At 69.6% G+C, this 14,060-nt stretch carries 9 protein-coding genes; 3 read left to right on the forward strand and 6 right to left on the reverse strand.

The window, feature by feature from the left end; genetic code table 11:
- Positions 1-40: 40 nt before the first annotated feature.
- The 6 genes from RKD20_RS35320 to RKD20_RS35345 all read right to left on the reverse strand — a co-directional run bounded on the left by RKD20_RS35320 (position 41) and on the right by RKD20_RS35345 (position 7,313).
- On the reverse strand, positions 41-1,072 hold the full coding sequence (locus RKD20_RS35320; RefSeq protein ID WP_424881252.1) for a PAC2 family protein: 1,032 nt from the start codon (positions 1,070-1,072) through the stop codon (positions 41-43).
- Between the two features lie 163 nt (positions 1,073-1,235).
- Positions 1,236-1,907, reverse strand: a complete 672-nt coding sequence (locus RKD20_RS35325) for a FadR/GntR family transcriptional regulator (RefSeq protein ID WP_020117739.1) — start codon at positions 1,905-1,907, stop codon at positions 1,236-1,238.
- Positions 1,908-2,137: 230 nt separating this feature from the next.
- Positions 2,138-3,754 carry an FAD-dependent oxidoreductase gene (locus tag RKD20_RS35330; RefSeq protein WP_424881253.1) on the reverse strand — a complete coding sequence of 539 codons (1,617 nt, stop codon included), beginning with the start codon at positions 3,752-3,754 and terminating at the stop codon, positions 2,138-2,140.
- 41 nt (positions 3,755-3,795) lie between these two features.
- Positions 3,796-5,337, reverse strand: coding sequence for a glycerol kinase GlpK (gene glpK, locus RKD20_RS35335; RefSeq protein ID WP_424881254.1), 1,542 nt, complete (start codon positions 5,335-5,337; stop codon positions 3,796-3,798).
- A gap of 81 nt (positions 5,338-5,418) precedes the next feature.
- The gene (locus tag RKD20_RS35340) at positions 5,419-6,219 is read right to left on the reverse strand and encodes an MIP/aquaporin family protein (protein WP_020117736.1); all 801 of its coding nucleotides are present in this window, start codon (positions 6,217-6,219) and stop codon (positions 5,419-5,421) included.
- 320 nt (positions 6,220-6,539) lie between these two features.
- The gene (locus RKD20_RS35345; protein WP_424881255.1) at positions 6,540-7,313 is read right to left on the reverse strand and encodes an IclR family transcriptional regulator; all 774 of its coding nucleotides are present in this window, start codon (positions 7,311-7,313) and stop codon (positions 6,540-6,542) included.
- A 285-nt stretch (positions 7,314-7,598) separates the two neighbouring features.
- On the opposite strand from RKD20_RS35345, the gene metH reads away from it, so the two are divergent.
- The 3 genes from metH (at position 7,599) to RKD20_RS35360 (ending at position 13,976) form a co-directional block, all read left to right on the forward strand.
- Positions 7,599-11,120 (forward strand): methionine synthase, encoded by a 3,522-nt coding sequence (metH, locus tag RKD20_RS35350; protein WP_424881256.1) that lies wholly within the window; start codon positions 7,599-7,601, stop codon positions 11,118-11,120.
- 118 nt (positions 11,121-11,238) lie between these two features.
- A complete protein-coding gene (locus RKD20_RS35355; RefSeq protein WP_424881257.1) occupies positions 11,239-11,937 on the forward strand; it encodes an HAD family hydrolase in 699 nt (232 codons plus the stop codon).
- A gap of 434 nt (positions 11,938-12,371) precedes the next feature.
- Positions 12,372-13,976, forward strand: coding sequence for an ABC transporter substrate-binding protein (locus tag RKD20_RS35360; protein ID WP_424881258.1), 1,605 nt, complete (start codon positions 12,372-12,374; stop codon positions 13,974-13,976).
- The last annotated feature ends 84 nt before the right edge of the window (positions 13,977-14,060 follow it).

Consider the following 14,060-nt stretch of genomic DNA (forward strand, 5'->3'; position numbering starts at 1 on the left):
AGACCGGAGAGGGCGGTGCGTGTGCACCGCCCTCATCCGCTCAGTCCTCCGGCGACGAGTCCTCGTCGTCCGTCTCCGGTTCCCGCTCGGGTGCCCGCCCCGGTTCCGTCTCCGCCGCCTCCGGCTTCGGCGGCTTGGGAGGCTTCGTACGACCGCCGGGGCTCTCCCGCAGGTAGGCCGAACTGTCGCTGCCGTCCGCGGTCGCGTGCCCGCCCGGCTGACCCGGCTGGCCGCCGTCCCGGCGCCGCAGATACCGCTCGAACTCCCGGGCGATCGCCTCCCCCGAGGCCTCCGGCAGCTCCGCGGTGTCGCGGGCCTCCTCCAGGGTCTGGACGTACTCGGCGACCTCGCTGTCCTCGGCGGCCAGTTGGTCCACGCCCACCTGCCAGGCGCGCGCGTCCTCGGCCAGCTCGCCGAGCGGGATCCGCACGTCGATCAGGTCCTCCAGACGGTTCAGGAGGGCCAGTGTCGCCTTCGGGTTCGGCGGCTGCGACACGTAGTGCGGAACGGCAGCCCACAGCGACACCGCGGGCACGCCCGCGTGGGCGCAGGCCTCCTGGAGGATGCCGACGATCCCCGTGGGACCCTCGTACTTGGTCTCCTCCAGGTCCATCCGCTGGGCCAGGTCCGCATCGGACGTGGTCCCGCTGATCGGAACCGGACGGGTGTGCGGGGTGTCACCGAGCAGCGCGCCCAGGATCACCACCAGCTCCACGCCCAGTTCGTGGGCGAAGCCCAGCAGCTCGTTGCAGAACGAGCGCCAGCGCATCGACGGTTCGATACCTCGGACGAGTACCAGGTCACGCGGCTTGTCACCGCCGACGCGGACCACCGACAACCTTGTCGTCGGCCACGTGATCTTGCGCACTCCGCCGTCCAGCCACACCGTGGGGCGGTTCACCTGGAAGTCGTAGTAGTCCTCGGCGTCGAGTGCCGCGAACACCTCGCCCTTCCACTCCCTGTCCAGATGCGCGACCGCGGTGGAGGCGGCGTCGCCGGCGTCGTTCCAGCCCTCGAACGCGGCCACCATGACCGGGTCGATCAGCTCGGGAACCCCCTCGAGCTCGATCACCCAGCGCCTCCTTCCGACGTGCCCTCGCTTAACGCACCAACCTTACGGCGTCCGGCGGGGGCGCCCGCAGCCCCCTTGCACGGGGGAGTGAACGATCACTGCCCCGTTCGCCACCCGGGAACACCCCCGTTCCGATGCCGCTCGGAGGCTTCGCACGGGCTTCTCACAGCGTGGAGCGCAACCACTGCTCCACGCTCGCGATGTGCACGGTCGCCCACGAGCGGGCCGCCTCGGCGTCCCGGTCGCGCAGGGCCGCGAGGATCGCGCGGTGCTCGTGCAGGGTGCGGCTGACCGCGTCCTCCTGGGTCAGGCCGCGCCAGATCCGGGCCCGGGTGGTGGGCCCGGACAGGCCGTCCAGGAGGGAGCAGAGCACGGAGTTGCCGGAGCTCTGCACGATCCCGCGGTGGAAGTCGAGATCGCAGGCGACCAGTTCCTCCACCGACGGGCTGTCGCCGAGCTTGTCCAACTGGGCGTTGAGGGCGTCCAGTTGCTGCTCGCTGATCCGGGAGGCGGCCATCGCGGTGGCGGCCGGCTCCAGGATGCGGCGCACCGCCAGGAATTCCAGGACCGTGTCGTCGCGGTGGAAGTCCACGACGAAGCTCATCGCCTCCAGGAGGAGTTGCGGGTCCAGGCTGGTCACATATGTGCCGTCACCCTGACGTACGTCCAGGATGCGGATCAGCGACAGCGCCCGCACGGCCTCGCGCAGCGAGTTTCGGGACAGCCCCAGCTCGGAGGCGAGCTCGCTCTCCTTGGGGAGCCGCTCGCCGGGGCGCAGCGCGCCCGAGACGATCATGCCCTTGATCTTCTCGATCGCCTCGTCGGTGACAGCCATGTCCGGCCTCCTTCTCGCCCCGCACTGCGCTGAGACGTCGGATGTCTCAGCACATTATGGAGGCAGTCCGGTGCGGCCCGTCCCCAGGAGGGCAGCGGGCTCCACCGGGCAGACGAAAGGGGGCGGCTCCATCGGCGGGGAGCCGCCCCCTTTCGCCGGCCGGCCCCCATAGGGGAGGAGGGGCCGTCCTCGGGACACCGGTCCCGGTCGGGGAGGGACCGGACCCGGGGCTACTTCTTGTCGAGCAGGTCCTGGACCTTCGCGCGGACCTCGTCCGTGGCCAGACCCCGGATCGTCAGCGTCGTCCGGCGACGCAGCACGTCGTCCTGCGTCTCGGCCCACTCGTTGTCCCGGGCGTACACGACCTGCGCCCAGATCTCCGGGGCGTCCGGGTGGACCCGCTCGCCCAGCTCCGGGTTCTCGTTGGCCAGACGCGCGATGTCGAAGGCGAGCGAGCCGTAGTGGGTCGCCAGGTGCTTCGCCGTGTCGGCGGCCATGCGCGGACCCGGTGCCGGGTTGTCCACCAGCAGGCGGTGCGCGACCGCGCGCGGGTTGGCGACCCCGGGAAGGGGGAGCCTCTTCGGCAGGGCGGAGATCGGCTCGAAGTCGTCACCGAGCGGAGCGCCGGGCAGCGCCTCCAGCTTCTGCATGACCGTGCGGCCGATGTGCCGGAAGGTCGTCCACTTGCCGCCCGCGACGGACAGCATGCCGCCACGGCCCTCCGTCACCACGGTCTCGCGCTTGGCCTTCGCGGTGTCACCGGGGCCGCCCGGCAGCACCCGCAGACCCGCGAAGGAGTACGTGATCAGGTCGCGGGAGAGCTGCTGGTCGCGGACGGAGAACGCGGCCTCGTCGAGTATCTGGGCCGTGTCCTTCTCCGTGACCGCGACGTCCGCCGGGTCGCCCTCGAACTCCTCGTCCGTGGTGCCGAGCAGGAGCATGTCCTCCCAGGGCAGCGCGAAGGTGATCCGGTACTTGTCGATCGGGGTGGCCAGCGCGGCCTTCCACGGCGAGGTCCGCTTCAGGACCAGGTGGGCGCCCTTGGACAAGCGGATGGACGGCGCCGCGTTCGGGTCCTCCATCTTGCGCAGGTGGTCGACCCACGGCCCGGTCGCGTTCAGCACGAGCCGGGCGTTCACGCCGAACTCGTCGCCGGACTGCCGGTCGCGCAGGTCCGCGCCGGTCACCCGGCCCCTGGTGAACCGGAGCCCGGTCACCTCGGCGTGGTTCAGCACGACCGCGCCCGCCTCGACGGCCGCGCGGACCGTCATCAGCGCCATGCGCGCGTCGTTCATCTGGTCGTCGCCGTACACGGCCACGGCCTTGAGGTTCTCGGTCCGCAGCTCGGGCACGTCCTGCGCCGCCCTGGAGGGGGACAGGAGGTGTCCGACGCCGTCACCGAACGCGGAGAGCGCGGAGTAGGCGAAGACGCCCGCCCCGAGCTTCGCGGCGCCGTGCGGCCCGCCCTTGTACACGGGGAGGTAGAAGGTGAGCGGGTTCGCCAGGTGGGGTGCCACCTGGCGGGAGACCGCACGGCGCTCGAAGTGGTTCTCCGCCACCAGCCTGACCGCGCCGGTCTGCAGATAGCGCAGACCGCCGTGGAGCAGCTTGGAGGAGGCGGAGGAGGTGGCGCCGGCGAAGTCGCCGGCGTCGACCAGGGCCACCCTGAGGCCGGACTGCGCGGCGTGCCAGGCGGTGGAGATGCCCAGGATGCCGCCGCCGATCACGAGAAGGTCGTACGACGCCTTGGAGAGCTGCTCCCGGGTCTCGGCGCGGCTCGGAAGGGAGCCGGAGGCCGGGTGCGTACCGAGGGCAGGCACGGACTGCAGGGTGGACTGACTGGTCATGTGGGGTTCTTACTCCTCGTCAGAGCTGTTGAGGGCGTTGCTCAGCTCTCGTCGTCCTCGAGCCAGCCCATGGTCCGCTCGACGGCCTTGAGCCAGCTCTTGTACTCACGGTCGCGCTTCTCCGCGTCCATGTTGGGGGTCCACTCGGCGGCCCGGCGCCAGTTGGCGCGCAGGTCGTCGGTGCTGGTCCAGAAGCCGACGGCGAGACCGGCGGCGTAGGCGGCACCGAGGCAGGTGGTCTCGGCGACCATCGGACGCACCACGGGGGCGTCCAGGAAGTCCGAGAGCGTCTGCATCAGCAGGTTGTTGGAGGTCATGCCGCCGTCGACCTTGAGGGCCGCGAGCTCGACGCCGGAGTCCTTGGTCATGGCGTCGCTGATCTCACGGGTCTGCCAGGCGGTGGCCTCCAGGACGGCGCGCGCGATGTGCGCCTTGGTGACGTACCGGGTGAGGCCGGCGATCACACCGCGGGCGTCCGGGCGCCAGTAGGGGGCGAACAGTCCGGAGAAGGCGGGCACGAAGTACGCGCCGCCGTTGTCCTCGACCGAGAGCGCGAGCGTCTCGATCTCGGCGGCGGTGGAGATCAGGCCCATCTGGTCGCGCATCCACTGCACCAGCGAACCGGTGACGGCGATCGAGCCCTCCAGGGCGTAGACCGGCGCCTCGTCGCCGATGCGGTAGCCGACGGTCGTCAGCAGCCCCGAGTACGAGTTGATGATCTTGTCACCGGTGTTCATCAGCATGAACGTGCCGGTGCCGTACGTCGACTTGGCCTCGCCCTCGGCGAAACAGGTCTGGCCGAACAGGGCCGCCTGCTGGTCGCCGAGCGCCGAGGCGACCGGGATGCCGCCGAGCAGGTCGCCGAGCTTGCCGCCGCTGACCTCGCCGTAGACCTCGGCGGAGGAGCGGATCTCCGGGAGCATGTTCAGCGGGACGCCGATGGACTCGGCGATCTTCTCGTCCCACTCCAGCGTGCGGAGGTTCATCAGCATGGTGCGCGAGGCGTTGGTGACGTCGGTGTAGTGCTTGCCGCCGTCGACACCACCGGTCAGGTTCCAGATGACCCAGCTGTCCATGGTGCCGAACAGGATGTCGCCGCGCTCGGCGCGCTCACGCAGGCCCTCGACGTTGTCGAGCAGCCAGCGGGCCTTCGGGCCGGCGAAGTAGGAGGCCAGCGGCAGACCCGTCTCGCGGCGGAAGCGGTCCTGGCCGACGTTGCGGCCGAGCTCCCGGCACAGCGCGTCGGTGCGGGTGTCCTGCCAGACGATGGCGTTGTGGACGGGCTCACCGGTGTTCTTGTCCCACAGCAGCGTGGTCTCGCGCTGGTTGGTGATGCCGATGGCCTTGATGTCGTCGCGGGTGATACCGGCCTTCTGGACGGCTCCGGCGACGACTTCCTGGACGTTGGTCCAGATCTCGGTGGCGTTGTGCTCGACCCAGCCCGGCTTCGGGAAGATCTGCTCGTGCTCCTTCTGGTCGACGGAGACGATACGTCCGTCCCGGTCGAAGACGATGCAGCGGCTGGAGGTGGTGCCCTGGTCGATGGCGGCGATGAAGGGGCCGGCGGTGTGGGCGTCGGTCACTGTGTGCTCCTGGGTTCCGTGAGTGAGGGACTGTCTACGACTGCTCTACGACTGCTTTGCTGTACGACCGCTAGGGATGTTCTAAGCGAAAGCGATGTTGTAGATGCCCGCGGCGATCGCCCCGCCGATCAGCGGACCGGCGATCGGGACCCAGGCGTAGGCCCAGTCGGAGCCGCCCTTGTTGGGCAGGGGCAGGAGGGCGTGCACGATGCGCGGACCGAGGTCACGGGCCGGGTTGATCGCGTAGCCGGTCGGACCACCGAGGGAGAGACCGATCGAGACCACCACGAGCGCGGTGATCAGGGCGCCCAGGGTGCCCAGGCCCTTGCCGTCGCCATTGAGACCCTGCGTCAGAACGGCCAGCACGAGCACGATCGTGCCGATGACCTCCGTGGCGACGTTCTGCCAGGCGACCCGGACCTCGGGGCCGGTGGAGAAGATGCCGAGCACCGGGCCCGCGCCCTTCTCCTGTGCCTCGACGGCCTTGGCGGTCGTGGCCTGCGCGCCCGGGGCGCCGACGATCTCCTTGTCGGTCAGGTGCGCCTGGAACTGGCCGTAGTAGGCGATCCAGACCAGCGTCGCACCGATCATGGCGCCGAGCAGCTGCCCGCCCCAGTAGATCGGGACGTCGCCCCAGGAGATGCCGTCCTTCTTGAGCGCGAGCGCCAGGGTCACGGCCGGGTTGAGGTGGGCGCCCGAGAGCGGCGCCGAAGTGTAGACAGCCGTCAGAACGGCGAAACCCCACCCGAAGGTGATGGCGAGCCAGCCGGCGTTGCGGGCCTTGGAGGCCTTCAGCGTGACGGCGGCGCACACGCCACCGCCGAGCAGGATGAGTATGGCGGTACCGATGGTCTCGCCGATGAAGATGTCGGAGCTGGACACCCGCGACTCCTTTGTCCTTCGTCCAGGGGACCGAACCCCGGGTCCCTCCGGAGGTTCGAGCTGCTCTCGGGGTGAGAGCGATGCCGGCCCTTGGCGTTGTCACACTCTAGCGCGTATTGCCGGTAGGTGTTCGACAATGCCGACCGATGGACGGGAGTCTTGCTGCGGGGTCGCGCGCCCGTCAAGGGTTCTGTTGTCGAAAACTCGATCGTTATTGACGGCTGTGAGTCAACGATCTTGTTTCGGCGATTTGTGCCGTTGTGTCAGGGTGCGACGAAGGGCCGGCACGTCACCGACGTACCAGCCCTGACCTGCGGTCCTCAGAACCGCCCGGCGCCCAGGTCCCGCGAGACCGCGCGGGCGCAGTCCCGCACCGCCGCGATCAGTTCGGGACGCAGCGCGCCCTCCTCGTCGGTCCGGCACAGCCGCTCCACGGCGCCCGTGATGCCGACCGCGCCGACCGGCATCCGCCGCCGGTCGTGGATGGGCGCCGCGATGGACGCCACGCCCTCCCAGGTCTCCTCGACGTCCGCCGCGTACCCACGCGCGCGCGTGACGTCCAGGAGCTGCTCGAAGTCCTCCAGGTCGCACACGGTCCGTTCGGTGAACGCCTTGCGGTCGCTCTCCAGCGCTTCGCTGTGCGCGACCGGGTCGTACGCCGAGAGCACCTTGCCGAGCGCCGTGCAGTGCAGGGGCTGCATGGCCCCGATCTCCAGCACCTGGCGGCTGTCGTCGGGCCGGAAGACGTGGTGCACGATCAGCACGCCGTGCTGGTGCAGCACGCCCAGATGGACGCTCTCGCCGCTGGAACGGGCCAGGTCGTCGGTCCACACGAGCGCACGCGCGCGCAACTCGTGCACGTCCAGGTACGTTGTGCCCAGGCGCAGCAGCTCGGCGCCCAGCTGGTACCGCCCGGAGGCGTCGTCCTGCTCCACGAACCCCTCCGCCTGGAGGGTGCGCAGGATGCCGTGCGCGGTGCCCTTGGCCAGGTCCAGGGACGAGGCGATGTCCGACAGGCCGAGTCTCCGCTCGCCGCCCGCGAGGAGCCGCAGCATCGCGGCCGCCCGTTCGAGCGACTGGATGTTCCGTGCCATCGCCGTCCTGCCTCCGTCCGCTTCGACAGCCGAGTGCTACGGCGTCGCTGCCGCTGTTCGGCAATGTCGAACACTACCGGTCGATGCCGACCTCCCGCTAATGGTCGGTCGGCAACTGTTGTGTCACTGGTATCCCGTTGATGACCCGCCCGCCATCCTCGTCCGTCCCGTGGACGTGCCGAACATCCCGGCGGGGACCCGGCTACCCTGGCGTGGTGCGCCCGGCGTGGGACGACTCGCGGGCGCCCTGAAGCCGACAGCCGTCGCAACTGAGGGAGCCCCTTCATGGCCTCGTCGCCACCGACCCCTTCCGCCGACAGCCGGACCCGTGTGTCCGCGCTCCGCGAGGCGCTCGCCACCAGAGTGGTGGTCGCCGACGGAGCGATGGGCACCATGCTGCAGGCGCAGGACCCCACCCTCGAGGACTTCGAGAACCTCGAAGGCTGCAACGAGATCCTCAACGTGACACGCCCGGACATCGTCCGTTCCGTCCACGACGCGTACTTCGCGGTGGGCGTCGACTGCGTCGAGACCAACACCTTCGGGTCCAACCACACGGCCGCGTCGGAGTACGACATCGCCGACCGCGTGCACGAACTGTCCGAGGCGGGTGCCCGCATCGCCCGCGAGGCGGCCGACGAGCACACCGCCCGCGACGGCCGGCAGCGCTGGGTCCTGGGCTCCGTCGGCCCCGGCACCAAGCTGCCCACCCTCGGCCACATCGACTACGCCACGATCCGCGACGGCTACCAGGCCAACGTCGAGGGACTGCTCGCCGGCGGCGCCGACGCCCTGATCGTCGAGACCACGCAGGACCTCCTCCAGACGAAGGCCTCCGTCCTGGGCGCCCACCGCGCGCTGGAGGCCACCGGCGCCGATGTGCCGCTGGTCGTCTCGATGGCGTTCGAGACCACCGGCACCATGCTGCTCGGCTCCGAGATCGGCGCCGCGCTGACCGCGCTGGAGCCGCTCGGCATCGACATGATCGGCCTGAACTGCTCGACCGGCCCCGCCGAGATGAGCGAGCACCTGCGCTACCTCGCCCGGCACTCCCGCATCCCGCTGCTGTGCATGCCGAACGCGGGCCTGCCGATCCTCACCAAGGACGGCGCGCACTTCCCGCTCGACCCCGAGGGCCTGGCCGACGCCCAGGAGAACTTCGTCCGCGACTACGGCCTCTCCCTGATCGGAGGCTGTTGCGGCACCACCCCCGAGCACCTGCGCCAGGTCGTCGAGCGGGTCCGCGACCTCACGCCCCCCGAGCGCGACCCGCAGCCCGAGCCCGGCGCCGCCTCCCTCTACCAGACGGTCCCCTTCCGCCAGGACACCTCCTACCTGGCGATCGGCGAGCGCACCAACGCCAACGGCTCGAAGAAGTTCCGCGAGGCCATGCTGGAGGCCCGCTGGGACGACTGTGTGGAGATGGCCCGCGAGCAGATCCGCGAGGGCGCCCACATGCTCGACCTCTGCGTGGACTACGTGGGCCGTGACGGCGTGGCCGACATGAAGGAGCTCGCCGGCCGCTTCGCCACCGCCTCCACCCTGCCGATCGTCCTGGACTCCACCGAGGTCCCCGTCATCCAGGCCGGCCTGGAGAAGCTCGGCGGCCGCGCGGTCATCAACTCCGTCAACTACGAGGACGGCGACGGCCCCGAGTCCCGCTTCGCGAAGGTCACCAAGCTCGCCCAGGAGCACGGCGCGGCGCTGATCGCGCTGACCATCGACGAGGAGGGCCAGGCCCGCACCCCCGAGAAGAAGGTCGAGATCGCCGAACGGCTCATCGACGACCTGACCGGCAACTGGGGCATCCACGAGTCGGACATCCTCATCGACACCCTGACCTTCACCATCTGCACCGGTCAGGAGGAGTCCCGCAAGGACGGCGTCGCCACCATCGAGGCCATCCGCGAACTCAAGCGCCGCCACCCGGACGTCCAGACCACGCTGGGCCTGTCCAACATCTCCTTCGGCCTCAACCCGGCCGCCCGCGTCCTGCTCAACTCGGTCTTCCTCGACGAGTGCACCAAGGCGGGACTGGACTCGGCGATCGTCCACGCGTCGAAGATCCTGCCGATCGCCCGCTTCACCGAGGAAGAGGTCCAGACGGCCCTCGACCTCATCCACGACCGTCGCGCGGAGGGCTACGACCCCCTCCAGAAGCTGATGGCCCTGTTCGAGGGCGCCACCACCAAGTCCCTCAAGGCGGGCCGGGCCGAGGAACTGGCCGCCCTGCCGCTGGACGAGCGCCTCAAGCGCCGCATCATCGACGGCGAGAAGAACGGCCTGGAGGCCGACCTCGACGAGGCCCTCCGGACGCGCCCCGCCCTCGACATCGTCAACGACACCCTCCTGGACGGCATGAAGGTCGTCGGCGAGCTGTTCGGCTCCGGCCAGATGCAGCTGCCGTTCGTCCTCCAGTCCGCCGAGGTCATGAAGACCGCCGTCGCCTACCTCGAACCGCACATGGAGAAAGTCGAGGGCGACGAGGCCGGCAAGGGCACCATCGTGCTCGCCACCGTCCGCGGCGACGTCCACGACATCGGCAAGAACCTCGTCGACATCATCCTGTCCAACAACGGCTACAACGTGGTCAACCTCGGCATCAAGCAGCCGGTCTCCGCGATCCTGGACGCCGCCGCCGAGCACCGCGCCGACGTCATCGGCATGTCAGGGCTGCTGGTCAAGTCCACGGTGATCATGAAGGAGAACCTGGAGGAGCTCAACCAGCGCGGCCTCGCCGCCGACTTCCCGGTCATCCTGGGCGGAGCCGCGCTGACGAGGGCGTACGTCGAACAGGACCTGCACGAGATCTACGAGGGCGAAGTCCGCTACGCCCGCGACGCGTTCGAGGGACTGCGCCTCATGGACGCCCTCATCGGCGTCAAGCGGGGCGTGCCCGGCGCCAAGCTGCCCGAGCTCAAGCAGCGCCGGGTGCGTGCCAGTGCCGTACAGGCGGAGGAGGAGCGGCCCGAAGAGGGGCATGTCCGCTCCGACGTGGCCACCGACAACCCGGTGCCCACCCCGCCGTTCTGGGGCACCCGCGTCATCAAGGGCATCCAGCTCAAGGAGTACGCCTCCTGGCTCGACGAGGGCGCCCTGTTCAAGGGCCAGTGGGGGCTCAAGCAGGCCCGCACCGGCGAGGGACCCACGTACGAGGAGCTCGTCGAGACCGAGGGCAGGCCCCGGCTGCGCGGCCTGCTGGACCGGCTCCAGACCGACAACCTCCTCGAAGCCGCCGTCGTCTACGGCTACTTCCCCTGCGTGTCCAAGGACGACGACCTGATCATCCTGGACGAGGAGGGCAACGAGCGGACCCGCTTCACCTTCCCGCGCCAGCGCCGCGGCCGCCGGCTCTGCCTCGCCGACTTCTTCCGCCCCGAGGAGTCGGGGGAGACCGACGTGGTCGGCCTCCAGGTCGTCACCGTCGGCTCCCGGATCGGTGAGCAGACCGCCAAGCTGTTCGAGGCCAACGCCTACCGCGACTACCTCGAACTGCACGGCCTGTCCGTCCAGTTGGCCGAGGCGCTCGCCGAGTACTGGCACGCGCGCGTGCGTTCCGAGCTCGGCTTCTCCGGCGAGGACCCGGCCGACGTCGAGGACATGTTCGCCCTGAAGTACCGGGGCGCCCGCTTCTCCCTCGGCTACGGCGCCTGCCCGAACCTGGAGGACCGCGCCAAGATCGCCGACCTGCTCCGGCCCGAGCGCATCGGCGTCCAGCTGAGCGAGGAGTTCCAGCTCCACCCCGAGCAGTCCACGGACGCGATCGTCATCCACCACCCGGAGGCGAAGTACTTCAACGCCCGCTGAGCCGCCGATTCCGGCTCACCGAGCACACTGATCGGATAAGTCGTACACTGGTCGGTCCACCGGCAGGCCGGTTCCCCTCGTGGGAACCGGCCTGCGCGTCCCTCAAGGAGGTACGTGGATGACCAGCACGGTCCCCGCGCCATTGACCCGTACGGCAGACGGCTCCGCCCTTCAGGCCGTCCTCCTAGACATGGACGGCACCCTGGTGGACACCGAGGGCTTCTGGTGGGACGTCGAGGTCGAGGTCTTCGCCGGTCTCGGACACACCCTCGACGACTCCTGGCGCCATGTCGTGGTCGGCGGCCCCATGACCCGCAGCGCCGGATTCCTGATCGAGGCCACCGGCGCCGACATCACCCTCCCCGAGCTCACCGTCCTGCTCAACCAGGGCTTCGAGGACCGTATCGGCCGCTCCCTGCCGCTGATGCCCGGCGCCACCCGGCTGCTGGGCGAACTGTCCGCGCACCGCATCCCCACCGCCCTGGTCTCCGCCTCGCACCGGCGCATCATCGACCGGGTCCTCGACTCCCTCGGCCGCCGGCACTTCCACCTCACGGTCGCCGGCGACGAGGTGCCCCGCACCAAGCCGCACCCCGACCCGTATCTGTTCGCCGCCTCCGGCCTCGGCGCGCACCCGGCCAGATGCGCCGTCGTCGAGGACACCGCGACCGGTGTCGCCGCCGCCGAGGCCGCTGGCTGCCAGGTCGTGGCCGTGCCCTCCGTGGCCCCCATCCTCCCGGCCCCCGGACGCACGGTCGTCGGGTCGCTCGAAGACGTCGACCTGACATTTCTGCGGGGCTTGATCGCTCTTCGATGACGGAAATGCCTCGGCTGTTCACCCAGCGTGCAGCGCGGATAGCGGGGTAATTCCCCAGAGCCCTGTCGAAAGAATTCGAAGCCCGCCGGACGGCCGAATTCCGACCTGTCGGCGCCCCCTTGCGGGTGTGAGGTTCTTCACTCGACAGGCCCTCGACAGGTGGCCCGGGCTGTGCCGAACGCCCCGTTTCGAGGGCCGCGGGCGCGCCCATGTGTCCCGATTGATGAAACCCTGCACCAATCCTTCCCCCGGCGGGCCTTCGGTGCGTCCACGCCCGGTTTCGCTGTGTGATGGAAGCCCAACTCCCGTGACTGCGAACCCTCCTGCAGGTGCGGACTAATCTCCTGGTGAGAACATCGCCCTAACCCCGTGATCGGCCGCACCACCCCTGCATGCCGGGTACACGGACTGAACAGCTGTGGAGAAACTCGAGCATGAACCGCAAGACTTTGGTGCTGCCGGCCGTCATAGGTCTGCTCGCGCCGGTGCTCGCCGCCTGCGGCGGTTCCGACAGCGGCAGCGGCGGGGGCGACGCGATCGGGGTCGGCACCACGGACCGGTTCACCGCCACGAAGGACGCTCCCGCGCCCCTGGACCCGGCCTTCGCCTACGACGTCGGCACCTGGAACGTCCTGCGCCAGACCGTGCAGACCCTGATGATCCAGCCCAAGGGCGACGGCGAACCCGTGCCCGAGGCGGCTCAGTCCTGCGGCTTCAGCGACAGCGGCAACGAACGCTATGTCTGCACCCTGCGTGACGGCCTGAAGTTCGCCAACGGCGACGCCATCACCGCGGCCGACGTGAAGTACTCCATCGACCGCGCCCGCGCCATCAAGGCCGACTCCGGCGTCTTCGCCCTGCTCTCCACCATCGACACCGTCGAGACCAAGGGCGACCGCGAGGTCATCTTCCACCTCAAGACCGCCGACGCCACCTTCCCGTACAAGCTGTCGACCCCGGTCGCCGGCATCGTCAACCCCGACGACTACGAGAAGAACAAGCTCCGCGACGGCTTCGACGTCGAGGGCTCCGGCCCCTACACCATGAAGGCCGACGTCAAGAACAACGTCCTCGTCGACGCCGTGTTCACCAAGAACCCCCACTACAAGGGGTCGTTGACGGTGAACAACGACAAGGTCGAACTGCGCTCCTACGAGGACGCCGACGCCATGGGCGCCGCCCTCGAGAAGGGCGACATCGACCTCATCACCCGCACCCTGTCGCCCCAGCAGATCCAGAAGATGTCCAACGAGTCCGGCGGGAGCGTCGACCTCGTCGAGATGGCCGGTCTGGAGATCCGCTACCTCGCCTTCAACACCAACGCGCCGACCGTGAAGTCCCGTGCCGTGCGCCAGGCGATGGCCCAGCTCATCAACCGCAGCGAACTCGTCTCCAAGGTCTACGGCACCCAGGCCGAGCCGCTGTTCTCGCTGGTCCCGGCCACCATCACCGGCCACTCCAACTCCTTCTTCAACCGGTACGGCGACCCGAGCGTCACCAAGGCCAAGTCCCTGCTGACCCAGGCCGCCATCAGCACTCCGGTGAAGCTGACCCTCCACTACACGACCGACCACTACGGGCCGGGCACCAAGGAGGAGTTCGAGGACCTGCAGAGGCAGCTCAACGCCAGCGGGCTCTTCGACGTCACCATCAAGGGCGAACTCTGGGACACCTTCCGCCCGGCCGAGCAGAAGGGCAAGTACGACGTCTACGGCATGGGCTGGTTCCCGGACTTCCCCGACGCGGACAACTACCTCGCCCCCTTCCTCGACAAGGACAACTTCCTCGGCTCGCCCTACAGCAACGGCCAGATCCGCAACACCCTGATCCCGGACTCCCGTCGCGAGGCCGACCGTCTCGCCGCGTCCGGAAGCCTCACCGAGATCCAGGACATCGTCGCCAAGGACGTCCCGGTGCTGCCACTGTGGCAGGGCAAGCAGTACGTCGCCGCACGCGACGACGTCACGGGCACCGCCTACGCGCTCAACTCCTCCTCGACGCTGCAGCTGTGGGAACTCGGCAAGGGCGTGAGCGGCTGACCGGCCGTTCGGCACAGGCGTGAGCGGCTGACCACCGCCCACGCCTCGTTCGCCCCGGGCCCAGGCGGACGGGTCCGGGATTCC

The organism is Streptomyces sp. SLBN-8D4, assembly GCF_049739545.1.
GTDB lineage: Bacteria > Actinomycetota > Actinomycetes > Streptomycetales > Streptomycetaceae > Streptomyces > Streptomyces canus_C.